Origin of the sequence: Granulicatella sp. 572.rep1_STHE (assembly GCF_001073445.1) — a bacterium.
GTDB classification, from domain to species: domain Bacteria; phylum Bacillota; class Bacilli; order Lactobacillales; family Aerococcaceae; genus Granulicatella; species Granulicatella adiacens.
On sequence record NZ_JVBO01000008.1, the window covers coordinates 110300 to 135801 of the forward strand.

23 protein-coding genes and 1 pseudogene are annotated in these 25502 nt (G+C 37.7%); 7 read left to right on the top strand and 17 right to left on the bottom strand.

The genetic code is table 11. The features are described from left to right. The first annotated feature begins 299 nt into the window (after positions 1-299). The 4 genes from ADH99_RS00695 to ADH99_RS00710 all read left to right on the top strand — a co-directional run bounded on the left by ADH99_RS00695 (position 300) and on the right by ADH99_RS00710 (position 5321). The gene (locus ADH99_RS00695; protein WP_049554391.1) at positions 300-1607 is read left to right on the top strand and encodes a hypothetical protein; all 1308 of its coding nucleotides are present in this window, start codon (positions 300-302) and stop codon (positions 1605-1607) included. A gap of 494 nt (positions 1608-2101) precedes the next feature. Next, entirely contained in the window at positions 2102-3403 is a 1302-nt protein-coding gene (locus ADH99_RS00700; protein WP_049554390.1) for a hypothetical protein, read from the top strand. 466 nt (positions 3404-3869) lie between these two features. Continuing rightward, positions 3870-4586 carry a hypothetical protein gene (locus ADH99_RS00705; RefSeq protein WP_049554389.1) on the top strand — a complete coding sequence of 239 codons (717 nt, stop codon included), beginning with the start codon at positions 3870-3872 and terminating at the stop codon, positions 4584-4586. Positions 4587-4601: 15 nt separating this feature from the next. Beyond that, complete coding sequence (locus ADH99_RS00710; RefSeq protein ID WP_049554388.1) at positions 4602-5321, top strand: hypothetical protein; 720 nt, start codon at positions 4602-4604, stop codon at positions 5319-5321. 167 nt (positions 5322-5488) lie between these two features. Here ADH99_RS00710 and ADH99_RS00715 read toward each other — a convergent pair whose 3' ends face one another. From ADH99_RS00715 to yghU, 6 genes are all read right to left on the bottom strand, one after another. After that, positions 5489-7006, bottom strand: coding sequence for an ABC transporter permease/substrate-binding protein (locus ADH99_RS00715; RefSeq protein WP_049554387.1), 1518 nt, complete (start codon positions 7004-7006; stop codon positions 5489-5491). Further along, complete coding sequence (locus ADH99_RS00720; RefSeq protein ID WP_049554386.1) at positions 6999-7730, bottom strand: ABC transporter ATP-binding protein; 732 nt, start codon at positions 7728-7730, stop codon at positions 6999-7001. Before ADH99_RS00720 ends, ADH99_RS00715 begins: the two co-directional genes overlap by 8 nt. Positions 7731-7750: 20 nt before the next feature. Further along, the gene (locus tag ADH99_RS00725) at positions 7751-8197 is read right to left on the bottom strand and encodes a MarR family winged helix-turn-helix transcriptional regulator (protein WP_049554385.1); all 447 of its coding nucleotides are present in this window, start codon (positions 8195-8197) and stop codon (positions 7751-7753) included. A 121-nt stretch (positions 8198-8318) separates the two neighbouring features. Then, entirely contained in the window at positions 8319-8738 is a 420-nt protein-coding gene (locus ADH99_RS00730; protein ID WP_152903662.1) for a hypothetical protein, read from the bottom strand. Between the two features lie 26 nt (positions 8739-8764). Beyond that, the gene (locus tag ADH99_RS10205) at positions 8765-9550 is read right to left on the bottom strand and encodes a toll/interleukin-1 receptor domain-containing protein (protein WP_082160215.1); all 786 of its coding nucleotides are present in this window, start codon (positions 9548-9550) and stop codon (positions 8765-8767) included. 155 nt (positions 9551-9705) lie between these two features. Further along, positions 9706-10497 (bottom strand): glutathione-dependent disulfide-bond oxidoreductase, encoded by a 792-nt coding sequence (gene yghU / locus ADH99_RS00740; RefSeq protein ID WP_049554383.1) that lies wholly within the window; start codon positions 10495-10497, stop codon positions 9706-9708. Positions 10498-10649: 152 nt separating this feature from the next. Here yghU and ADH99_RS00745 point away from each other — a divergent pair, with 152 nt between their 5' ends. Beyond that, positions 10650-10844, top strand: coding sequence for a CsbD family protein (locus ADH99_RS00745; RefSeq protein WP_005605849.1), 195 nt, complete (start codon positions 10650-10652; stop codon positions 10842-10844). 47 nt (positions 10845-10891) lie between these two features. On the opposite strand, the gene ADH99_RS00750 is transcribed toward ADH99_RS00745, so the two are convergent. The 6 genes from ADH99_RS00750 to ADH99_RS00775 all read right to left on the bottom strand — a co-directional run bounded on the left by ADH99_RS00750 (position 10892) and on the right by ADH99_RS00775 (position 15344). Beyond that, positions 10892-11581: an energy-coupling factor transporter transmembrane component T family protein gene (locus ADH99_RS00750; RefSeq protein WP_049554382.1), complete on the bottom strand. Its 690-nt coding sequence runs from the start codon at positions 11579-11581 to the stop codon at positions 10892-10894. Beyond that, entirely contained in the window at positions 11565-12992 is a 1428-nt protein-coding gene (locus ADH99_RS00755) for an ABC transporter ATP-binding protein (protein ID WP_049554381.1), read from the bottom strand. Before ADH99_RS00755 ends, ADH99_RS00750 begins: the two co-directional genes overlap by 17 nt. Then, complete coding sequence (locus tag ADH99_RS00760; RefSeq protein ID WP_049554380.1) at positions 12985-13551, bottom strand: ECF transporter S component; 567 nt, start codon at positions 13549-13551, stop codon at positions 12985-12987. The genes ADH99_RS00755 and ADH99_RS00760 overlap by 8 nt, the downstream gene beginning before the upstream one ends. After that, positions 13544-14173, bottom strand: a complete 630-nt coding sequence (locus ADH99_RS00765) for a YkoF family thiamine/hydroxymethylpyrimidine-binding protein (RefSeq protein WP_049554379.1) — start codon at positions 14171-14173, stop codon at positions 13544-13546. The genes ADH99_RS00760 and ADH99_RS00765 overlap by 8 nt, the downstream gene beginning before the upstream one ends. Before the next feature lie 282 nt (positions 14174-14455). Further along, positions 14456-14815 carry a PH domain-containing protein gene (locus ADH99_RS00770; RefSeq protein WP_049554378.1) on the bottom strand — a complete coding sequence of 120 codons (360 nt, stop codon included), beginning with the start codon at positions 14813-14815 and terminating at the stop codon, positions 14456-14458. A 271-nt stretch (positions 14816-15086) separates the two neighbouring features. Next, positions 15087-15344 carry a hypothetical protein gene (locus tag ADH99_RS00775; RefSeq protein ID WP_179944348.1) on the bottom strand — a complete coding sequence of 86 codons (258 nt, stop codon included), beginning with the start codon at positions 15342-15344 and terminating at the stop codon, positions 15087-15089. 205 nt (positions 15345-15549) lie between these two features. Between ADH99_RS00775 and ADH99_RS00780 the strand changes: the two genes are divergently transcribed. Next, positions 15550-15813, top strand: coding sequence for a SemiSWEET family transporter (locus tag ADH99_RS00780; RefSeq protein WP_048709611.1), 264 nt, complete (start codon positions 15550-15552; stop codon positions 15811-15813). Between the two features lie 144 nt (positions 15814-15957). Here the strand turns inward: ADH99_RS00780 and ADH99_RS00785 are convergent, their stop codons facing one another. The 3 genes from ADH99_RS00785 to ADH99_RS00795 all read right to left on the bottom strand — a co-directional run bounded on the left by ADH99_RS00785 (position 15958) and on the right by ADH99_RS00795 (position 22406). Next, the gene (locus ADH99_RS00785; RefSeq protein WP_048713928.1) at positions 15958-16566 is read right to left on the bottom strand and encodes a DUF1269 domain-containing protein; all 609 of its coding nucleotides are present in this window, start codon (positions 16564-16566) and stop codon (positions 15958-15960) included. Between the two features lie 395 nt (positions 16567-16961). Further along, the gene (locus ADH99_RS00790; protein WP_049554377.1) at positions 16962-18038 is read right to left on the bottom strand and encodes a VanZ family protein; all 1077 of its coding nucleotides are present in this window, start codon (positions 18036-18038) and stop codon (positions 16962-16964) included. A gap of 309 nt (positions 18039-18347) precedes the next feature. Continuing rightward, entirely contained in the window at positions 18348-22406 is a 4059-nt protein-coding gene (locus tag ADH99_RS00795) for a GbpC/Spa domain-containing protein (protein WP_049554376.1), read from the bottom strand. Positions 22407-22998: 592 nt separating this feature from the next. Between ADH99_RS00795 and ADH99_RS00800 the strand changes: the two genes are divergently transcribed. Further along, positions 22999-23262 (top strand): SemiSWEET family transporter, encoded by a 264-nt coding sequence (locus ADH99_RS00800; RefSeq protein WP_005605887.1) that lies wholly within the window; start codon positions 22999-23001, stop codon positions 23260-23262. 80 nt (positions 23263-23342) lie between these two features. On the opposite strand, the gene ADH99_RS00805 is transcribed toward ADH99_RS00800, so the two are convergent. After that, positions 23343-24968 carry a malolactic enzyme gene (locus ADH99_RS00805; RefSeq protein WP_005605890.1) on the bottom strand — a complete coding sequence of 542 codons (1626 nt, stop codon included), beginning with the start codon at positions 24966-24968 and terminating at the stop codon, positions 23343-23345. A 395-nt stretch (positions 24969-25363) separates the two neighbouring features. Beyond that, a pseudogene (locus ADH99_RS10210) lies at positions 25364-25502 on the bottom strand (DDE-type integrase/transposase/recombinase); the annotation flags it as partial.

The window sequence follows — 25502 nt, forward strand, 5'->3', positions numbered from 1 at the left end:
GCGGGTAAAAGTTAAAAACTTTAACCCGCTCTAATTCACATTGCTTGTTTGTCGCGGTTATCATTCTTATTACCAAAAGGTTCTTCGTATTTTAATAGACTTAAAAAAATTCTTCCTTACACAATCCTTTTTAAGAATCTCAAATTCTGCTCCATCTGTGCTGAAAAACTTTCCTTTTCACCTGTTAAATAATAATGGGATGACGAAGCAAGGTTGTAATTTTCGTGAAAACCGTTGCAAACTTATAGCAATAAACGTATGATAAAGGCATATACAAGACTCTTTTTAGGAGGTTCACAATGGGTAGACTTGGCAAGAAATACTTGTTCGCTCTGCTATCAATCTTTTCAGTATTCGTTATTGCAGGGTGCTCTCAAGGCTCAAATAACTCCGATAGTTCGGCAGCTGCTAAAACAGAAGAAACGAAAATAACAACAGATATTGAGGGCGAATGGAAATTAACAGACATTCATAATTCAATGCAGTCTGTTTATTCTATATACAAATTGAATGTTGATACATTTGGAAAGTTATTAACGACTTTTGACGACTTAGACATGCGCTTGAAGGTTAATGGCGAAAATGTGGAAGTTAGCTACTCTACTGACTTAAATCGTTTTGCAGAGGACTATTATAAAATCTCTAAACAAGATATATCACTTGAAGCTTTTAAGGAAAAACTATTTCCAAAAATTAAAGAATTAGCAGACCCTTACAAGACAAACAAAGTCGCAACTGATACAGCAACGGGTGCCTTTACTTTCTACGCTCCAGGGACCGTCAATTCTAAAGATAAAACCCTGAACTTCGAAGAACCTTTAAACTTCATTATGTACTTCCCGGTGACATTTACGGAGGCATATGATCCAGTCACATATAAATACGATTTAAAAGATAATCTACTAATTATCTCTATGGACGGAACCGAAAAAGAAACACAACTACCGGCTCATGTTGAATTAAAATTCGAACGTGTCTCTGGTTCAGAAAACAATACGACAGAACCAACTTCTAAACAGACAGTTTCTTTAGACGGAAAATGGGAACTGATGAATACTAGAGAAGCCTTATTACGGGGGCTCTTCTATCGTGTGAATAAAAAAAATAAAAAAGCTTTCCAATTAATTTACGTGAATGCGTTAAAGGATTTAAAACCAACCTTAACGATTTCAGGGAATAGCGCTACTTATGACGTTTTGGTTCATCTAACAGACGCCTATAATGCCGATTACAACTATTATTATCAAACCACTAAGACAGAAAATAAAGATTCAAGAGAAAAATACATCAACTTCTACTTTAATCGACTTAAAACAGATTTATCGGTAAGTTTGAATTCTAAAATTGAAATTGATGAGGCAAATTACAGTGTCCATACTGTGGTACCAAACGGAAAGGTGGATACAAATAATAAAACCATCACTTTCCCAAATCCAATGGCTATTGCAGATTTCGTCATTTTTTCAGAAGCATCACAAGCGTATTTAGAAACAACTTATCACTACTCATTAGACGGTGATGTCTTGACAATTACTTTTGAAAAGCCTGATTCTAGCAAAATCTATAATATTTACTACGAATTGAAATTTAAGAAAGTTCAAAACTGATTTATTAAGTGCACTATTAAAATACTATAGAACCTTTGGGTCGTAATAGTTATGATAACTGCTACACCGGGTTGAGCCTTAGGTCTCAACCCTAGCAAGCTTGCAATTTTCATATTGTTAACTTAAACAATGTAGACGCAGTAGACAAATGGATTGACCTTCACTATCAAGTAGTTTGGTCAATCCTATTTGTCCTTGCGGGGGTAAGACTACGAAGAAACAGAAAAACACTGTTTCTTCTGTCTTACTCCCATTCCTATACCCCGAAGCTCCTTCGTATTTTTATAGAAGCTGAAAGCAATTTTACACTAAAAAGTCCTTTAGAGTCTCTATCGTTTAGTGAACCGGTCAAATAAAACTATTCCTCTTCTCATTTTGAATAATCGGTGAAATTACGGGGCAAGCTTGTAAAATTCGTGAAAACCATTGCAAGTAAAAATGGTAATCGTTATAATTTAATTATATTAGAATTACTCTATTAAGGAGGTCTAAAGATGTTTAGACATTATAAGAAATTATTTTTAACACTAGTTGCTCTATTCTCAGTCTTTGTACTGGCTTCTTGTTCTCCAAGCAACTCTCAAAATGCCGCTCAAACAGAAGCGCCAAAAGTAGAAACGATTGACGGTGATTGGGAATTAGTCGATATTCCCGATGCTTTTACGGAATCAATCGGAGCCTATACCCTCAAGGCAATCAACTTTGCTCGTTTATTTGAATCTGTTCAAGACTTCAAAATGGACATGAAGATTGAAAACAATACAGCAACGATTAAATACGATTATAACATTGATAACTTTATTAAAGCTTTCTACACTTTCACAACAGACGCTAGAGGTAAGACTGAAGATGAGTTCAAAAAACTCATATATGACTCTCATGAAGGATTTGCAGGCGACTTTAAGAAATACAAAGTTAGCATGAATATAGATACAGGCGTATTTAGTTACGAAGCAACAGGTTCTATTGATCAAGATGCCAAAACAATGACATTTGATGAAGGAATTTCAGTAACGAACTCATTCTTCTTCTCATTCGGCGAAAATCGCGCTTCGCAAAACACATATCACTACGAATTAAAAGATGACATGCTTTACTTAACGATTGACGGAAAAGCGAAAAAAGATAATCTTCCTGTTCACTATGAACTGCACTTCAAACGTAAAGGAAGCACTACTCAAAAAGACCCAGTTCCAATTGAAGGAAAATGGCAAGCTATCGACTTCCGACCAGCTCTTGAACAAAGCTTAGCCTATAAAGATTTCAACAATGATGATTCGGCTATCAAACTGATCTATCCTGAGGCATTGAAAGATTTGAAACCAACGTTGAACATTACAGGTACATCTGTTGAATTCGACTACACTGTATCTTTAACAGAAGGTTTTGGAATGTTCTACGATTACTTAAAACAAAAAGATGCGTCTAAAGTAACTCAAACGAAAGACGAATATATTAAAAATCAATTTATTAGATTATCGACTACTCTACAAGGAGCTGCTAAAGACTACCCAAATACAACTTATGAATTTGATAAAGATAATAACACAATTCATTCTGTTTTGAAAAATGGTAAATTAGATACAGCAAATCAAACGATTGTCTTCCCAGAAGCTATCAATATTGTGCAGCTTGCGATCATGTCCATTGGACCTGTCAATAAAGAAACGACTTATAAATACTCTATTGATGGAGATATTTTAACGTTGACAATCGAGCAACGCGACGGCAAAAATAATGTAAATACCCTTATCACAACAAAATTCAAAAAAGTGTCTGACACAACTAGCAATTAGTCATTCCACTGCCCTTTGAGAATTTCTCAAGGGGTTTTTTGTGCAAAAAAAATAAGAGCTTAAGCTCTATTAAAATACTTCGGAACCTTTGGTTCAGTATAGTCATGATAACTGCTACACCGGGTTGAGCCTAAGGTCTCAACCCTAGCAAGCTTCAAAGAGCGGGTAAAAGTTGGAAACTTTAACCCGCTCTAATTCATCTTCCTTGTTCTTCGCGGCTATCATGACTATACCCCAAAGGACCTTCGTATTTTAATAGATATGAAAAAGTCTTTTTGCACATAAAAGGCCTTGAGAATCTCAACTATTTGTCCCTTTTTTTAAAGAAGAGGTTGCGCTTCTCACTTTGAATAATCGGTGAAGTTACGTGGGAAGGTAGTAATTTTCGTGAAAAGCATTGCAAAACAAAAATATTAGAAGTATGATATAAACATAATACAACTATCTTTTCGAAGGAGGTCTAACGATGATTAGACAAACTAAGAAACTGTTTCTTGGGCTCTTCTCTCTTATCACAGTTTTTGTGATTGCTGGATGTGGACAGAACCAAGCTTCAGATTCAAATGCTAATAACGCACAAAAATCGCAACAAGAACAAAAAGATCCAAATAATTTAGCTGGTGAATGGGAATCCGTTTACGAGCTTGATTCATTGCAAAAAGCGTTTTTCCCACGAGGAATGAAAAGCTATACTTTTGCGAAATTCATTGAAGCTTTTAAAGACTTCAAGATGAAATTATCCGTTGATGGCACAACTGCAAAACTAAGCTATCATTACGATTCGAAAAAATTTGCAAAAGCATTCTACGAAATTTCAAGGGATAAAAAAGAAATGACAGAGGATGCATTTGTCAGCCGCTATATTAATGGACAAGTAGATTTCGTGAAAAACTTCAAGAAATATAAAGCATCAATGGATACATCGACTGGAACTTATAGCTACGAGGCTACAGGGACTATTGATGAAAACGCAAAAACTGTCACTTTTGACGAAGGGATCATCATTCTTGACTCCTTCCCTCTAACGACAGCGGATAAAGATCACAGATTTGATTCAGTAACATACAACTATGAAGTAAAAGACGGTATCTTGACAATCTACGCCGATATGAAGACGAAGGATAATCTTCCTGTTCATTTCGAACTGAACTTCAAACGCGTACCGAGTGCAGAAAAGAAATAGAAAGGAGACGCGACCATGATTAAACAATATTTAAAACCATTATTGATTGCTGGCTGCTCTCTTTTAATGCTTGCCGGCTGTGGAAATCAAACTGCTACAACAACTACTACATCAACAGCTGCTTCTTCTAATCCTCTTGAAGGAAAATGGGAACAAATCGATTTCAGAAGTACACTTGAACGCGGCTTAGGATACCTAGATTTTCAGGATAAGGAAGAAATTCCACGCCGACTCATTTATTCGGATGCCTTCAAGGACGTAAAACCGACACTGACGATTACAGGGAATTCAGCGGTATATGAATATACTACCTCGATTGAAGCGGCTATGGGCAACTTCTATGACTACGCGAAGTCCAAGAATCTAACAAGTGTCAACGGAACAAAAGAAGAATATATTAAAAATCAATATAATGTTTTGAAACAGAGTCTAGAGAAATGGAACAATCAAAAAGGCTACCTCACCTATGGATTTAATGATGAAAAGAATGAAGTCCAAGAGACCTTAACAGGGATTACAATCAATGAGGGTACCGGTACGATGGAATTCAAGTACGCACCAAACTTCCTAAGTCTGGCGACCTTTTCAGTCGAAAAATTCGTAAAACCAGTGTCCTATAAATATTCCATTGAAGATGGCATTTTAACACTAACACTCGAACAACAAAAAATACTGGATAATAATCAAAAGGTTACTGCCTACTTCACGATGCGCTTCAAAAAAGTAGCGGAATAATCTATTTCTTTATAGGGTTGATTAAAGCAAAAAAAAGAATGTAGTTTCACTACATTCTTTTTTTGTACTACTATTTTTCTTCTAAAATGGAGGCTGAACAGTGAATGGGTATCTACTAGATTTATCTGCCCTGTTCTTAAAGTGAAGTCCTACATTGATTGTGTTTCCTACTTAATATAGCCTTGGCTTTGAAGGAACTCACGGGCAACCGTTTCAGCAGACTTCCCTTCTACTCCAACCTCATAGTTCATTTGACTCATTTGACTTTCAGTAATTTTTCCTGCCAATACATTCAATACACCTTCTAACTCAGGATGTTGTTTTAATAAGGCTTCCTTCATTAAAGGCGCTCCTTGATACGGTGGGAATAATTGTTTATCGTCTTCTAATACGACTAAATCATAACGTGTAATTTCAGCGTCTGTAGAATAAGCGTCCGTGATTTGGATATCTCCTGATTGAATCGCTTGGTAGCGAAGGCTTGGTTCCATCGTTGCGACATTGAGGTTTAATCCATATTTACTTTGAAGTCCGCGATTGCCATCTTCACGGTCATTAAATTCAAGCGTAAATCCTGCTTTCAATTGCCCTTCCACTTTCTTCAAGTCTGAGATAGTCTTGAGTCCATATTTTTCAGCGACCGCTCTAGTGACGGCAACTGCATACGTATTTTGATAAGCCATCGGTTTTAGAAAGGCTAAGCCATCTTGTTTTAGAATTCCATCTCTTGCTGCTTCAAAGACTTCTTGCGGATCATGAGAAATTTTTGGAGCAGGTTTCAACAAGCTTTCTGTAACAGTTCCTGTAAATTCTGGATAAATATCAATATCCCCTGATTTTAACGCTTCATACAGGAAGGTTGTCTTCCCGAAGTTTGGTTTTACTTCCACTTTCAGCTTTGTGTTTTCTTCAATTAAGAGTTTATACATATTCGCTAAAATCTCTGGTTCAGGTCCTAATTTCCCAGCAATGATAAGGGTTTGTTGTCCCATCGAAGGCATCATTCCTGATACAAATGAAGCCCCTAGTCCTGCAAATAGAAGCACAAAGGTTGCGAAAATTGTTTTTAATTTGGCGTGTTCCATCCATTTTAATAAAGTACTAAATGCAATCGCCAAGACGGCTGAAGAGACTGCACCGATGATAATGAGACTAGCGTTATTACGGTCAATCCCCAGAAGAATAAACGACCCAAGTCCCCCAGCCCCAATTAACGCAGCAAGAGTCGCCGTCCCGATAATAAAAACGGCAGAAGTTCGAATACCAGACATAATGACAGGCATCGCAATCGGAATCTCGAACTTCTTCAATCGTTCCCATTTCGTCATCCCAAAGGCCACTGCGGCTTCTTCGAGACTTGGATCAATCCCTTGTAGACCTGTAATCGTATTTTGCAAGATTGGGAATAAGGCGTAAATCACAAGGGTTGTCAGAGCCGGAACCGTTCCAATCCCCATCAATGGAATAAACAGCCCTAATAGTGCTAGGGACGGAATCGTTTGGAAAATCCCAGCCACTTGAAGAACAAGGCCTGCTGCACGCTTACGAGAACTTAATAGAACCGCCAACGGAACAGCAATCAGAATCGAAATCAGCAGTGCTAATAAGGAAAGTTGTAAATGTTGCCCTAGTGCTACTGTCCAGTCGCTAAAACGGTCTTGAAACGTCGTAATCAAATTATTCATGACGCACACCTCCTTTAAAAAGTTCCGCTACAAATGCGGTTGCCGGACTTGCGAGAATTTCAGAAGGTGATGCGACTTGCTGGATTTCTCCGTCTTTTAAGACAGCAATACGATCAGATAGTTTCAGCGCTTCATCGGTATCATGCGTAACGAAAATGGTCGTCATTTTAAACTCATGATGAAGTAACTTCGTCAGTTCTTGTAGTTGCTTACGAGAAATCGCATCGAGTGCTGAGAACGGTTCGTCCATGAGTAGCGTCATCGGTTCAGCAATCATCGCCCTGACAATCCCTACGCGTTGTTGTTCCCCACCAGAGAGTTCGCTTGGAAGGCGTTTGGCATAATCGTCAAAAGGAAGCCCTACCTTCTCAAGCAGTTCTTTCGTTTTGGCTGTGATTTGCTCCTTCTTCCACCCTTTCATTTCAGGGATAAGGGCGATATTTTCTGCTACCGTTAAGTTCGGGAACAACGCGATTTGTTGAAGGACATACCCTGTCTCTAAGCGTAATTTTCGTTGGTCATGTTCCTTGATTCGTTTTTCATTTAAATAAATATTTCCATCAGTCGGTTCGATCAACTGGTTAATCATCTTCAACATCGTTGTCTTCCCAGAACCGGATGGACCCACTAACACCATAAATTCGCCATCGTTAATCGTAAGGTTTACGTCTTTTAAAACGAGCTTTTCATCATAACGTAAGGCGACGTTTTTATACTCTAACATTTAGTTTCTCCTTTACTTTCTTACTCTTCGTATTCTTTCAAATTTTGAATAATTCGTTCTAAATAGCTTTCGAACTCAAAAATTTCCTGGGTCGAAAACCCTTTATAAAATTGTTCTCCTAATTCATAACTCACTTCGTCTCCAATCTCTTTTTGAGCTTTTCCGAGTTCTGTTAGACTGACATAACGCTTCCGTTTATCAATCTTGCAAGCTTCTAAACTAACAAGTCCTTGTTCTTCTAATTTTTTAATCATACTCGTTAAGGTATTAATGGCAAGCCCCGTCTTTTGACTTAAGTCTGTAAAAGTCATACACTCGTTTTCATAGTTCCAAAGTGAAGATAAAATTTTAGATTGCTCACTTCTAAATTGGGCTGAGGGCTGTTTCTTTAATATTTTTTGATAGGTTCTCCCATTGAGCAACCCTACATGGTGGACTAAGTAACCACCCTTCATTTTTTCTTTCATGAATACCCTTCTTTCAAATTAGTTCTATATAGAACTATATACCTATAAGTTTATCCTGTCAATGATTCGGTTTCACAAATCAAAAAACTCGTTGAAAAATCAACGAGTTTTCCGGATAATATTAATAATCTTTTCCTTGATTATCTCTCACGGTAAAACGTCCCTTTTTAAACCATTCATTGAGTTCCTTATAATCAGGGTTTTCTTTAGTTACAATTCTTGATATGTCTACAATCTCACCAGGTTTAATTATGATTGGGAATTTATCAAAAATTTTTCTTCCATTAATTTCATTTACTATAGTTTTATAACCATGCTTAAAACCAGCATCTACAATAACAATCGGCTCTTTTCCTTTATTATAAATAGTAATTAATACTTTAAAATCTTCTTTATCAAAATACTCTGTGTAATTTAACCAGACATCTAAGTCTTTTCTTTTTCTTCTATCTTTCGCAAGCCATAGACTTACTAAAACCGCCATAAATGTGCTTATTGCGCTTAATGCATTCCAAAAAATATTCCAGTCAATTTCATTCAACAATTTTAAAAAACCTCTCTATTAAACTACTTTTTATACGAAAACGGAATTTCCTTTAACTCAGTTTCTGAAACCAATTGCTGAATAAAATTTAATTTTAAAGAGTCTTCCTGAGTGTGAATTATTCCTTTAAAACTCCTTTGAGGCGTTAACGGTCTGTTTAATTCTAATAATAGAACACTCCATCCTTCAAGTGCTTTTTTACTAAAATTATCTATTGCTTCAGCTTCATTTCTAAATATTAATCCATCTGAAATAGCTTTGTAGTGTACAGTTCCTAATTTATTCTCACAGAAAAAAGCAAATCTTGGATTAGGAACAGTAAATTTTTTCGCCTGTATTTCAAATTCAATCTCATTATCTGAAATAGTAACTAAATTTGCAATGATGTTATCTACTTCTTCTAAGTAATCATATTCATTAGATTCGTTTATACATTTCTTCATTTTTTCAATGGTTTCTATAATACCAATATTAAATAAATCAATAAATAAAATATCCTTCATAATAGATGGTACCTGACAATCTTCAATTCTAATTGGAATAAATTTCAAATTCTCATTGACTGATTGCATTAATGCACTTTGCCATTCCCTACTGACCATCTTACTTTTCAAAGAATTTGAAGAAAGAAAATAGAAAAATACGTCTGCTTTTTCAATTCCTTCGTTCATCTTTCCAATAATACTATCCCCTGGTTGTATAGACCATTTATCATAAAAAATATTTTTTCTTCCAAATTCAATATCTAGTCTTTTTACAATTCGATCTACTATTTCTTCATCATTATGATTATAACTAATAAATATCATGCTTTCTCCCTCGCTTTATAATTGTTTTATAAAGATAAACATAATCAATAATACTCCTTTCCTATATGCACCCCTACCCTTGTTTATCTTTACACAAAGATTATACGTTCTTATCTTTCTAATAACAATACCTTTTTTTCACTCCAAGTAGAACTTTACTTAATCGCTTTATACTCCACTTCCAATCCCTTTTGGACGGCTGGGCGTTTTGCAATGCGGTCTGCCCATTCGTTAAGATGCTTGTAACTTTGCGCGTCAAGGAACTCTGCAGAACCTTGATACAAGTGCCCTTGAACAAGGCGCCCATACCATGACCAGATGGCGATATCAGCAATTGTGTATTCATCTCCCGCAATATAAGGACGTTTAGCTAACTCTTGATCGAGCAAGTCTAATTGGCGTTTCGCTTCCATAGTGAAACGATTGATCGCGTACTCGATTTTCTCTGGTGCATAGTTGAAGAAGTGTCCAAAACCTCCACCTAAGAATGGTGCTACTCCTGTTTGCCAGAAAAGCCAGTTTAAGACTTCTGTACGTTTGGCGGTATCTTGCGGAAGGAATTTCCCGAATTTTTCTGCTAAATAAAGCAAGATATTCGCTGCCTCAAAGACACGAATCGGTTCGTCCCCTGAGCGGTCTACAAGGGCTGGAATCTTTGAATTCGGGTTAATGCCTACAAAGTCGCTCCCGAATTGATCTCCATCCATAATCGAAATCTTGAATAAGTCATAGCCTGCCTTGTCCACTCCTGCTCCAAGTAATTCTTCAAGCATAATCGTGACTTTAATACCATTTGGCGTCCCAAGTGAATATACTTGTAAGTCTGATTCTCCAACAGGTAATGTTTGTTCAAAACGCGCCCCTGCTGTTGGACGGTTAATTCCTGAGAACTTCCCTTGATTAGAATCTGCTGCGCTCCATACGCGTGGTACTTGATATTCTGACATCATCATTCCTCCTTGAGTTTCTTTAGAATTATTTTAACATGACTCCTCTCTTCCCTTTGCAACATCTGCTTATGATTATTTCCTCAAGCAGAAACTTAGGTGAAACCTTTTTTTGATGCTATAATGAGTCAAACAGTAAAGGGGGTCTTCATATGTCATTAGAAGATAAATTACAACAAGCAACAGGTGCCGCTAAAGAATTAGCTGGTAAAGTTACAGGCGATAAAAGCCTTGAATCAGAAGGTGCTGTAGAAAAAGGTTTAGGAAAAGCAAAAGAAGTCATTGATAACGTTAAAGAAAGCGTTGAAGGTGCAGTTGAAGGAATTAAAAACAACTTCAATAAATAAGACTGAATTCTAAAGTGAAAGAGCCACTACAATTGTAGTGGCTATTTTTATTGTTGCAGCCATATGACGATAACGATAAAAGAGATCATCAAACTACTATAAATTAAATCTAAAATGGAAATTTCCAGTTGAATTTTTTGCACTCTATCTGGTGAGAATCCACGAAGTTCCATCGCCATGGCCGTATACTCGGATTGTCGCATCAGACGAATCATCATGGTCGAGAGGGCTTTTAAGTAAACTCCACTCCCAGAAATTCCTCTGATTTGCAATGCTAATTTCGACTGTTCATACTCTGTTTGAATCAGTGTTAGAAAATTAATGGCTACCAGTATGCTGTAAGCAATCGCCACTGGCACTTTCAATTGCTGGATGAGACTGGCAACAAATTCATTTTTCTCAATAGAAGTTGATAGACTAATTCCTACAAGACCAAGCGCAAGAATTCGACTACTTAATTCCAAAGCTACAGAAAAAACGCCATTTGAACCCGTTTGAACCAATAAATTCTCATTTGGATAAAAATAGACTGAAAGAAAATACGTCAAGGTAATCATCAGTAATCCCAGTCCAAGTTTAACAACGCGTCCCCAAGGTTGTTGTCTGAACAACACTATTATCACGATGGATGCCAGCATCATCGCTCCATTAAGTTTCCATGATTTGGTGAAAAGGATGACCATGGATAATAAAAACGAAACCCCTAATTGCACACTTGGATTAATTCTCATCTTCATTCGTCTCTACCTCCATGGTCTGATGACGAATGCTCATCACCTTCTGCGCGTATTGACGCACTAGTCTACGGTCATGACTAGTAAATAGACAAGCTACTCCCTCTTGGCACAATTGCTGCAATGCATTCATGATAGCTATCGCATTTTTCATGTCTTGCCCGTAAGTCGGTTCATCCACTAATAGTAAGACTTTGCCCTCTCCAGTCATTGTTAAAAATGCAAGCCTGCGCTGTTGCCCTTGACTGAGAAGCCAAGGAGATAATTCCTTTGTTTGCTGTAAGGAGTATTCTTCTAAAAGAGATTCGAGACGACTTTCTGCTTCGCCTGGAAAAGTGACTTTCAGTTCTTCTAAAACTTTCGCAGCCACAAATTGAAGGGTGGGATCTTGAAAAACAAGTCCGACTTTTTGAAATAACTCCTTCTTCTTCACCTTCGATAAAGAATGTCCTTTTAGTTCGATTGTTCCCGTATAAGGGAGTTGCTTTAAAAGAGCTTTGAAAAAACTTGTTTTCCCACTCCCACTAGATCCCACAAGAGCCATCATCTCGCCTTCATGAAGCTCAAGATGAATATGCTTAAGAAGCGGTTTGTCTTTTTCTACAAAAACCGATACATCTTCCACTTTCAACAATGGATTTGCATCTTCTAACTTCTTTTTTGTTTTAACTGGTAATGGACACAGATTCCCACTCTCTTCTAGAAGAAGTTTGTCTTTCTCCTTTAAAGGAAGTTCGATTCGTTTCAATTCTCCACCATCTTCTAAGAGATACCACCGATTGACCCACTCCCAAAAGTCCAATCGGTGGTCAATGATACAAATTGCTTTTCCTTCGTTAATCAACCGTTTAATCTGCTCGATAAAGTACTCAGTACTTTCTTCATCGATATTGGCAAATGGCTCATCCATCAAATACAGAGGTGCCTCTACTAAGTTGGCACAAGCAAAGGCCACTTTTTGAAGTTCTCCCCCTGAAAGACTTGCAAACTTTCGGTGTAATAAGTCGTCAATCTTGTATTTTTTTGCTTGTTCCTCTACTTTTTGTTCCATCGTTTCAATGGGAAAACAAAAATTCTCTAGTACGAAAATCATTTCTTCATACGGTGTCTCCATTGCAAACGAGAGTCTTGCATTTTGAAAAATAGAGCGTACATATTTAGTTCTCTCCAAGTGATTTAACGCTAGAAGAGAATGTCCTAAAATTTCTAATCCTTCACATTGAACCTCTGTGTCCCCATTTGGATAGACTCCATTAATCACATTCATAAGGCTGCTTTTCCCAACTCCACTTCTTCCCATCACTAATACAATTTCTCCAGAATGGATTTGCATGGACAGATTGGAGAACAGCACTCGATTTTGAACGCTTAAAGTCGCATTTTTCAATTGGAGAACAAATTCAGGATTAGCCACGAACTTTGACCACTCCTGTTTTTACCATTTGGTCGCATAAGAGTTTGCTTAAGTATCCTGTAAAGATTAAGGCAGAAACTAAACGAATCACAAAAATAGCGACCACTAGCTTCCAATCTAATGCTAAATAATTGCTACGGAATCCTGTCCAAAGGAATGTAAAGATGGTTGTAATAACAGCCCCTAACATTGTGGTTCCATAAGTAATATCGCCGTATTTTTTCGTCATGAAGGCCATTTCTACTCCTAAACCTTGGATAAAAGCACTAACCACAACGATAATCCCGAACATGTTCCCAAGTAACACTTCAATTACGGCTGCAATAATTTCTGTAATAATACCAATCCCTGGTTTTCGAATAAAGTAAAGCGTGAATACTGGAGCCATAAACCAGATTCCGTAAAATGGCTCATATCCTAGCATCCCAAGTCCCATCGGTGCTAGTGTGGCAGAAAGCGCACCTCCTGCATAAACTGCTAGTAAATAAAACACCCCAAACAATACACAAATTAAGCTAATAAATAAGTAATCCTTTAGTTCTAATTTATTTTTATTCATCAATTTCTCCCCCTGGTACATTGCATAATAATGTCACTTGAATCACAAAATGACTCACATCTTGCTCTAAAATTTTAAAAACTTGTTCCAAATAATCAAACACCTCGTGAACGTCCCCTCCTAGAAAAGTGACATAATGCCCTGTTCCAGTAATCGTTCCTTGATCAATCCCTAGATTCACCACTTTCTCGATGGTCTTCATATAATTATCAGACCCCATTGGATATACTGCGAATTTCCCAATGACAGGAAAATGAGTCGCTTGGGATCGGACTTCATTGATTCGACTTCCATCGAACGATAAAGGCGTATCCTCATCTACATCCCCAGGGCACCCTTTTGAAAGAGTGGCTTCCAGCGAGCAGTGAACTCCCGGACGATAACTACTAATAAAACAAGCTTTTAACGCATCGAAAACTTCTACACTTCCCCCACGATAAATGGTAGAAGTATGATCCGTCTTTGCCCATACATTGGACAAATCCACTTGCCTGATGGCCCCCAGAATAATGTCGATAAAATCATCCGACATCGGTGCCAAATTAAACCTCGCGCCGCTAATTGCTAAATGTGAACCTGGAACTCCCACACGGCAATTCCCGTACGAAACATGTTGAGACATAAAAAACCCCCCTTCAGATCTTTTCAATCCTGAAAGGGGGTTCACATGTATAGATATGTACACAGTGGTACTGTCGACTTTGTAAGATACTCTCTACGCAACCATGAAGTTGATCAGATAATATTGGTCTGTATATCACACTCTCAGCCTCCCTAACGAGACTCCCAAGATCTTAAATATTTAATTACATGACTCATTCTAGCATTGTCCTGATTGAAAAGCAATGCATTGAGCTTACCACTAAAGGAATCTGTCCCACAAGCAACAGACAACCTATGTGTTTTAGAGAATATACTCTGCTAGTAACCGTTCGAATTCGCGAATATTGATACCACGTTTCAATTCAATCTTAATATGGCCTGCTCTGGTCCATAGTTCCACTTCTGCGGTGTAATCTAGGATTCCTGCATTTTCTGTAGACCACATATTTACCGCGCTATAAGGTAAGGAATACATCTCTACTTTTGTTCCAGTTAACCCTTGAACGTCTTTAACAATCAAGCGTTTGTTGGTGAATACCGCCACATCTCGTACAGTTTTGAAGGCGCGGTCAGCGACTTCCCCTGTCACAAGAATTTCTTCGATATCGCGTTGGACATCCACTTCGCGGTAGAAGACCCATTTAAGTGCTGTTGGTTCCATTTCTTTTCCTCCTATTTCTTTTACAATGAGTCGATTAAGGACCCGATAACATCCATGAATGTCTTTTTCCTACGTCCGTTGACGGTTTCGTATAAATGATAAACTTTCAAATGATTATCATTACTAAACACAAATTCGAAGCGGAATTCGCGTCCGTTTGGAGATACAGCATCGAAACACTTCTCGAATCATGTTAGTTCTCCTAGTCTTGTTTTTTTACTAACTCTGGATTGCTATAATAGCGAACAAAGAAATGAGGATTTCCGCCCGCTTAGTCCATTTTATCTTTAATGCTCACTTCTGGATGAGTGACTTCTCCTGTTTTTGTAAAATACTCCCCGATTTTACCCGTGCGATTTCGAAGCCCCCACGCTACATCATTTCCTATAATTGATGCTAAGAAGCCGTGACTCTCCACCAAGTCAAAGAATTCGGCTACGGTAAGGCTTTCTGGCACCTCGAATGTCATCTCATGATTGTATATATCATCTCCGGCACAAACCGAATTGCGATCGACAATAATTTTCATCTGGCCACTTCCTCTAATGAAATACTTATGACTTCATTATACCATATCCACATTTTATTCTCGCTTTTCTATCCAATCCGTCTGTAATTTAAACTATTCTTTACTGATTAAGAAATCTTTAAAAATGACTCTTAAAATCAATATATGTTTATAAAATAAAGAATATGTGTTAGTATATCCGTATTAACTTTTTTGGAGGAAACATATGTCAAAACAAAAGATTAACCGTTTTGTTGGATCTATTGGAGCTTTTATCGGTTTCCTTGTATTTATTGCTTATATTCCACAAATTATCGCAAACCTACAAGGAAGTAAAGGTCAACCTTTCCAGCCGCTTTTTGCTGCCGTTTCTTGTCTAATCTGGGTTATTTACGGTTGGACTAAAGAACCAAAAAAAGACTGGATACTTATTTTCCCTAATGCAGCTGGAGTCATTTTGGGCGGACTTACTTTCCTAACCTCTTTATAGTAAGAAATATGTTTTAATCGTAAACTGAATAGATTTATTTACAAAGGAATTAAGTACAATGTTTACTTAATTCCTTTTTCTATGCTCTCCATTTCTACAACAAAAAAGCACCCTGTAAATACAGAGTGCTGAGATCAAATTTAATTATAATTTTAAATTTTCGAATTTAGCTTTAATATTATTTTTGAATTCTTCGATTTTTTCTTTACGAGCCTCTTTACGTTCTGCTTTCATTTGAGCGCGAGCCTTATTATAAAGATCAGCTTGAACTTTTGCAGCAGCTTCAATTTCTTCTACTACTGATTCAACATTCCAACGTAAAATTTGTGTGTCGTATTTATTAAAATAAGCATTTAATACTTGCTCATCATCTTCTTGAACTAAAGCAACAAGAGCAGTTTCACCACTAACTAATTTTTGAGAAACTTGGTCGATTAAACCTTCTTGGACAGCTTCAACAGTATCGCCTCCGGCTAATCCGTATAGACTTCCAATTCCGTAACCAAATAATACACCTAATGGTCCCGCTAGCAGTCCGACAAACGCACCGATTAGGCCGCCTTTTAAAGCACCATCATTTGCAGAATCTTCAAAATCAAAACGATCTTTATCAGTAATATGACCGCCTTCATTTTTGATAACAGCAATTTGAGCGACTTTTGTTTTCTCAGTTTGCTTGAATGTTTTCAACTCAGCAAATGCCTGATAAGCTTCACTTTCTGTTTTGAAAATAGATACTACTAAATTTTCCATATTAATTCCTCACTTTCACTTGTGGATAGGTTAAGTATAATCTTTATCTACATAAAAAGCAAATCATTACTATTAAGTAGCGACGAGTATTAATTCGATTTAAAATAATATCGAAAAAATGATATTAACATTTTGAGGCTAGGGCTTCAACCAGCGAAGCCTGGGCTGTAAGCTACTAAAGTAGCAACATCCCCTTGCTAGGCCTTCGCCCTTCGCACCCATGGCTGTAAGTTGCTAAAGCACCAACACCCCCTGGCTAGGGCTTCGCCCGTCGCAGCCACATCCGTAAGTCACGTTGCTCCAACGGCCGTGTCAACTGACCTCAATTCTCTACACAAAAAAAGCACCCCAATAAATGGGATGCTAAAAATGTTAATTTCATTTTAGAAAAACGATTATGCTTTTCTATCAATTGTGCTTTGGTACTCTGCCCCTGTTAATCGGTCGAATAAGAAACGACGATTGAAGAGCGTCACGATAAGGATGATTAAGAAGTACAATACGAATACGAGTAAGGTTCCTGCAAATAATACGAGGAATTCTGGTGTTTCTGCTTCAAAGTTAAAGACATCCATGAGTGTGAGTAATCCTAGCGGAATCCAGTTGAAGTACGCGGTGATGAGGATACCTCTGAGCACTGCCCGAATAGCTTTGTTGTCTTTAAACTCCACTCCGAATTTGAGCAAGGCATTTCCGAGTGTTTTTCCATTAAAGAGTGGCACTAAAGCAAAATACAATGCAAGAAAGACTGAAACTGGAATCGTTGTATTTAAAAAGCTATACGGAACATAGATAATCGCTGCATCAATTAGAAGCGATAACATAACGCGGGTGCTCGATACCTGAGTAGCCTTCTCAAAAGATTTCTCATCAATCGCGTCTCTTGAAGGAAGAACCCAAACCGCAAGCTGGCCAATGAAGTACCCGAGTGCGCCACCCGTCGTATTTTGAATAATATCATCGATGTCGCATAGACGATAAGGGCCAGGATAAATGAAGTACAATCCAGATAATTGCGTTAACTCAAAGAATAAGCTAAGTAGCGCCGATAGTAGAATCGTCTTCTTAAGGCTACATTTGAAATAATAACGCATGTAAATCCCAAATGGTACAAGCATTAACACATTGAATGCTGGGATGTAGAACGATGGATATTTCATCGAATCAATCCATGTCGAAGGATCCGTCAGTACAAATGGGCTGTCCGTAAGAAAGTCCTTAACGAACGAAAACGGAACGAGATTTAACTTGTCTGTGTACGTCGTATGAATGGTCGCAGGGTCAGGCAGTGGCAAGTTCACTAATGAGTATGCCGCCAATAAATATAAAATAAACGAATAGAAAATAACGGTGCGTAGTTTATTCACCGAACCGTACTTCCGGTAGTTCACAATCATGTACGGAATGGTAATCACAAACGCTAAAATAGGAAATAAAATCAGTGCGATTTTAATCGTGCTAATATAAGACATAAATACTCCTCGACTAGTAAAGTTAACATCCGCATTATACCAAAATACGCGCTGTTAAATAAGTAATTCGTACAAGAATGATTAAACACCCTATAAACCGCGAAGTACTCAAAAGAAATGTCTACAGCTTTAGAAACTATTACCATTTTAGAAACAGGATTATTTTAATAACAAAGCTTTTTTCCCAAAAACAAAAAGGAATTAAGCAACAATTAGTTGCTTAATTCCTTCCTAATATTCTTCATCAACACTATTTGACAAAGAGCCAAATCAATCGTCTAACTTTTGAGAGTTAGTACACTTTTTGTGCTATTTACTTTTCTTTTTACTATCATTGTTTTTAGGTTTCCATCTAAGTAAGCCAAAACTTGTCATTGCGCTGATAAGGCCGACTAATGGCATATAGGCATTGTCTGTAACTCCTGTATTTGGGAGAGTTTCTTGACTAGAACTTGGTTGAGAACCGTTAGCTTTTGGCTGTTCCTTAACATTAGTTGGAGTCGGATCTTTAGGAGTTGTTGTCTTAACCGTATTTGAAGTGTAAGTTACTCCATTGACAGTATTGATATAAGTATTTTCAAAAGTGCCAACCGCAATACGGTTCATTTGGATATAGCTTTCAGCTTGAAAGGCTGAATCAATTGAAACAGAACGCAAGAAGTCTTCATTGAACTTAATGGCAATAGCTCCCTTAACCTCATCAACTTCTGAAGTTGTGTATTGAGTCAGTTCGGTACCCGCCTTGATGACTTTTCCGTCTTTAAGAGCAAAATCAACTTTAGCAAAGACCTTATATTGACCAGTGTATTGATCTCCTGTTTGATCATAATCATCATAGAAGTTGTACTCAAAGAGTTCATTTGAGTGGTTGTCTGGAATGAGACCACCAACTAAACGATAATTGAAAATCTTTTTCAACCCAATGGTTTGACCATCCACACTGCTGTTGTCAGTAGAATCCAAAGTAAAAGTGACATCCTTCTTAGGATCTACCTTAGGCACATTATTGACAACCACATTAGACTCATAACCGTTACCAAAATCAATTTGGTAGACTTTATTTTCATATTTTCCACCAATCTTGCCCATCTCATCCTTAACCTTCATTGGGCTAATGATGGTCAAGTCAATGCCCTTAGACACATAAGTATCATAGAAGGATTGTGGATTATCTGCTAAGAATAATTGGAAGGCACCCTTTGGTTTGATACCAGCTTTTTTCAACATATCTTGAATATGAGGATCTAATTCTGAGATATCCTTAACGTTTTTGGCTGTAATCCCAGTGACTTCTCTACCATTGGCATCCTTAATTTTAACCAAATCTAGATTCGCGTCCAGTGCTTCTTCTGGATAATCATCCACATAGAAGAACCCTTTTGCGATAGTTTCAGCGGAAGACTTGTCTCCCTTGTACTGATCTAAATCCCAAGTCAAGTTATAGTAGTTCATTGATCCTGCAAGAACATTCTTATTATCAATCACAACACCATTTTCATTCTTGTTAACCTTGTGTGGTTTAATATAATTGTTGTTTGGATTATCAGGATCATTCGGTTTACCTGGTGTGGTGACACGAACAATATTAGACTTGATACCGTAAGCTTCATTAATAGTCAATGTAAAGTTATTTGTATAGGTTGCTCCATCATTAAGAACCGTCCCTACTACTGTTGGGTAAATCGTGGCCACAGACTTGGTTAAGTCAGCATTGAACTTATCCAAGGTTTCAGCTGTCGCTTTGAAAATTACCGTATGACTGGCTTCAACATAAGTGACATCAAATCCCGGACTGGCATCTTTAGTCGCCTCCATATCAAATTGGTAACCAGATGGTAGCGGATCAACTAAGACAAAGGAAGTTGTCTCATCACGACCAGCTGGTAAATCATTTGTTTTCAATTGAAATTTCACAACAGATTGCTTAGCCACTAAGGTTTTATCGATATCAATATCATCCTTATTTCTGATTTCCTTATTTACTTGGGGTTGAACCGCCAATTTAAAGTAATGGAAATGAACAGTTGGCACAGCTGGTGGCGTTGGAAGATTTTGATAAACAGGGTCAGCTGGTGGCGTTGGAACCTCTTTATAAGTTGGCTCAACTGGTTTTTTAGGCTCCGATTGCGGCGTCGGTGGCGTCGGTGGCGTTGGCTCTGGCTTATTTGGCGTCTTAGTAGGTGGCTTTGGATCAGCCTTATACGTTGGTTCAACCGGAGTTGGTTTCAACGGACTTTCTACTTCATAAGTTGGTTCTACTGGAGCTGTTGGCTCTACTGGTGGTTCTGGTTTTTCCTTGGTAACCCTAGGCACATTGACCGCACGAATCTTACCGTTTAGTGAATACCAAATGTTTGGTCTTTTAGCTTCCGTATTATCTTTTCCAGAAACAACTGGCATTTGATTTACAGGCATTACTAGAGTAGCAGAGATAGCCCCTACTGTTACGCTATTGTTTGTACCAGACATACGGATGGCGCCAGCTCCGTACCAAGAGTTAGGTGCATCAGAACTGTCCCAACCTGATCCGTCTTCGCCGCCTCGCTTATACATAGTCCAGCGGGCACCACCCTGATCTTTCCTAAAATTGAGGGTATCAGTTGCGTAAATTTTGCCCTCTTTTTCTCCAATAGAAGAACCTGAAATCTTAACGAAGGTTCCAGTATAGTCCTTAGCCATCTCAATGGAGTTATGTTCTCGGTTGAGGGAAGCAACAGATAGAAGCGCATTGTCAAAATCAATCGGATTGCCATCTTCATCATAGAAGGTGAATTCATTTTTAATAAAAATGGATGTGTCCTTTTCAGCTACACCATTATAAGCAGAGGCAAAGACACCTAGAGTTGGATCGGTAAAGATACCTAACCAAGCCTTGTCCACATTTTTGAATTTTGAGTCGGAATCAAGTGTATACTTGAAGACGACCTTAGAAATCTTTTTACCATTATAGTAAGATTTTTCAAGATTTGTATAGGTTGCTGTCACGCTTTGACCGCGTTCCAAGAGGACAGATGCAAATTTTACCTCTGTGCTATTGCCGACAGTAGTTGTCCAGCCAGCCTTATCCCCGAAATTGCCGTAAAGTTCCATGGATGAAGCCACGTCATCGGCTTGTTGAAGGTAACTAACATTAAGATTATCAGGCTGAAGAACTTTTTTAGAATATTGAGCTGTATCATGACTGAAGGCCTCATCAACTGCAGAAGCTTTCAGCATTTTTCCATTAGTTGTCAATGATAACTGGGCATTTGGCTCTGAATCATAAACTAAATTTTGAGCAGACGGCTCTGTCAAGTTACCATCTTCGTTTTTATGATTTTGAAGTTCTGCAAGAGCAGCCTTGATGGCAGCTTGTTCGTCTTTATACTCTTGCAATTTTCTTGGATAATCTGCTAAATTTTTTTGATATTTAGCAAGAGCTGACTGATACTTAAGTAACTTAGCTGCATAGTCAGCCTTAGCTTGTGCGTTGCGCTGTTTGATTGCTTCGTTCTCAGCTTTGATTTCATTATTTTTAGCGGTATTTTCAGCAAGAGCTTTCTCGTAAGCAGCTTTAGCATCCGCATTATCCTTTTTCACACGTGCCAATTCAGCATTATAAGCATCTAATTTAGCTTGGTAGTCCGCTTCATTGTCGGCATTTGCTTTTTGAATAGCTGCTAACTCTTTATCATAGGCTTCTTTGGCAGCCTCATAGGAAGCTTGGGCGTCTGTATTCGCTTTTTGGACATCCGCTAAATCTTTTTGATATTGTGCTAATTTTGCATCATAATCCGCTTTGGCAGCTGCATTAGCATTGGTAATACGTTCGACCTCAGCCTTGTGTGCAGCCATATCTTTTTCATACTGATCTTTTGTTGCCTTATTTTCCGCATTGATACGATCAGTCTCTTTTTGATTAGAAGCTACGTCAGCCTTGTATTGTTCAGTTACTTTCTTGATTTCTTCTGCTTGCTTTGCATAATCGTCTTTGATTTCTGTCTCTTTTTGGTTAGCTTCCTCAGCAGTTTTTACTGTTCCTTTGTCAACAGTCTCATCATTTTCAACTTTAACACCGGCATTTTTAGCATTTTCAACAGCTTGATCAACATCTGTTGTTGGTACTTTTACTGGGACTGAACCCGTTGTTTGACCAGCCTGTGCTTGACTTTCAATAGCTTCATTACTAGGATTTGCTTGAGCCTCTGGTAGATTCGTTGCGGGATTTCCCGTCGCAGTAGAAGTATCTACTCCACTCACAGTTGTTGCTTCGTCAGCAAAGACATTTTGTCCTGCTACAGAGATTGTTGCTACTACTCCTAGAACTGCACCACACAGTGATTTACAAATTTTACTTTTACGATAACCGTAAGTTTGTTTCAATTTCATACATCCTCCAAAATGATATAGATTATCAAAATATAATCATAATTTATTCCATAACATTATAATGGTTCTATTTTGATTTATCAAATACTATGCTATATAAACTAATTTTTTTTTGTAAAATAAAATCGTATAGACGATATATATAAAATAATAATCATTAAAATCGAATTCTAAAGTACCTTTCTAGAATAGTGTTTTTGAATATTATTATAAGACAAAGCACTTCAACTATGGGATGCTTTGAATACGTCTTCGCAATAGAACGATATTAACATTTTGAGGCTAGGGCTCCCGCCCGTCGCACCCATGGCTGTAAGTTGCTAAAGCAACAACACCCATGTGAATTGACTAGCTTTACGAGGTTTCTTAAGACCTGGTTTGAACAGTCTTGTTTTTAGGACAGCTTAAAATCACTTAATAGCAACCGTCAGAAGAGTTTCTTCTGATTTCGATTTCAATAAAATAAGAATAGATGTATCTAAAATAGGGAAATTTCTTAACGCAAAACTTTCAATTCTATCCTCTTCCTTCTTATCTTAATATTGGCTGTATCTTTTCCTTACTGATATAATAAAACCTCAGGAGGGATTGTATGTCTAAACAAAAAATTAATCGCTTTGTCGGATCTATTGGAGCTTTTGTTGGTGTCCTTGTCTTTATTGCATATATTCCACAAATTATCGCTAACTTACAAGGAGCAAAAGCTCAACCATTCCAACCACTATTCGCAGCGGCTTCTTGTTTAATTTGGGTAATCTATGGTTGGACAAAAGAACCTAAAAAAGACTGGATCCTTATCATTCCCAATGCAGCTGGTGTGATATTAGGCGGTTTAACTTTTATTACTTCTTTATAAAAATGATATAAACAAAACCAGCAACTTCATAAAAAAAGTTGCTGGTTTTTTCTGCTCTATCGGTAGACAGCAGAAATGAATTATTTATACTCTGGATACCACTTCAAATCACGAACTGCTTTGGCCATATCTGTTTCCTTAGCACGCGCAAGACCTTGCTCTTGTGCTTTTTTAGCGACTGCTTCAGCTACTTTAATAGAAACATCTGCTACATACTTGAATGGTGGCAATACAGGAGCTCCTGGTTGGCCTGGATTGACAATCCCACTCAATGAATGAGCCGCTGCTCCAATCATTTCATCCGTCAAAAGACTTGCTTCAGAAGCCAGCATACCTAGACCAAGACCTGGGTAAATCAAGGCATTATTTGCTTGACCAATCACATAGTCTACACCTTTATAAGAAACCGTATCAGCAGGAATTCCTGTTGCGACAAAAGCTTTTCCATCTGACCATTCAATCAAATCTTTGGCACTAGCTTCTGCCAATTTGGTTGGATTTGACAAGGGGAAGATCATTGGACGTTCTGTGTTTTCGCACATAGCTTCTACTATTTCTTTAGTGAAGGTATTAGGTTGAGTTGAAGTTCCTACAAGAATGGTTGGCTTCACAGTCTTCACTACTTCAAGCAAGTCAGTCAACTTGTCTGCGTTACTAAAGTCAGCACGTTTCTTAGCAAATGGTTTTTGCTCTGGTGTCAAGTCATCCATGTCATCAAAGAGAAGACCTTGTTTATCAACCATAAAGAAACGTTTATAAGCTTCTTCTTCGGAGAGACCTTCACTCACCATTTCACGAAGAACACGAGAGGCAATTCCTGCACCCGCAGTACCACCACCATAGCAGAGATAAACTTGATCTGTTAATTTTTCACCACTAATATCCAGCGAACCAAAGATTCCACCCAAGGTAACAATTCCTGTACCTTGAATATCATCATTAAAGGTCGGAATTTGTTTCCGGTACTTTTCAAGAATATTCGCAGCATTCAAGCGACCGAAGTCTTCCCAGTGAAGGTAGAGTTTAGGAAAGAGACGTTCTGCTGTTTGAACGAATTGGTCAATGAAGTCGTAGTAACGATCTCCGCGGACCCGTTCGTGACGATTTCCTAAGTAATTAGGATTGTTACGAAGTTCTTCACGGTTAGTCCCTGCATCAATGACTAAAGGAAGGACCATCGAAGGATCGATTCCAGCAGCACCCGTATAGACCATCAATTTCCCAACAGAAATATCGACACCATTTGTTCCCCAGTCTCCAATTCCAAGGATTCCTTCTGCATCTGTTACAACAATGAGTCGAATCTCGCGACTCCCGGCAGCATTTTTCAAAGTGGCTTCAATATTTTCAGGATGATTAATATCAAGATATCCCGCATATTGTGGATCTACAAAGAGATCACTATAGCCTTCAATCGTATCTGCAATGGTTGGGTCATATACAATTGGATTGAATTCTTCTAAATGTTGAGAAAAAAGGTAATAGAAAAGAGTCCGGTTGGTATTAAAAATTTCCATTAAGAAAAGACGTTTTTCCAAATCATTGGCTTTTGTTTGCATTTGTGCATAAGTTTGCGCCGCTTGTTCTTCAATCGTTTGAATATAAGGTGGCAGTAAACCAATAAGGCCTAGTTCCTTTCGCTCCTCTAAGGTAAAGGCAGTTCCCTTATTAAGGAAAGGATTGTTTAAAATATCATGTGCAGTCATAGTACAACCTCCTTCTTACTAATATTGTACTACTGAAATGAATTGTCTACAAAACATTTTTATATAAATTACAATCGTATACGCATATGTTGTAATGAATCTACGAGAACAATTTTCTAATAAGCTCTTTTATACTTAAAATACTATTATTGATGACACTTTAAGTTGTTTTATAAATTTCTGAACTCATCAAACCCCAGGCATGTACTCTTTCCTAAAAGTTTCGAGAAAAAGAAACTAATCATACAAATTAGCAATGCTAATTAAGATAAATATCATACAATTTGGATAAAATTGACACCAATTAACACCATAAAATAGACTAGTCCCCCATCTCAAATATTGAACTGCACCCCAAAAGTTAGATTTTCTGTCTAACTTTTTGGGTGCGCTTCATTATCAGTACTATTCCCCTTGCGGGACATAGATGGCTGAATGCCCTTATCCTCTAAAAAACTATGATAAAACTCGTGCTGGTATTGCCATCCCTGATCACTATGGAGAATAGTACTCTCGTATTGTTCTTCTCTAAAA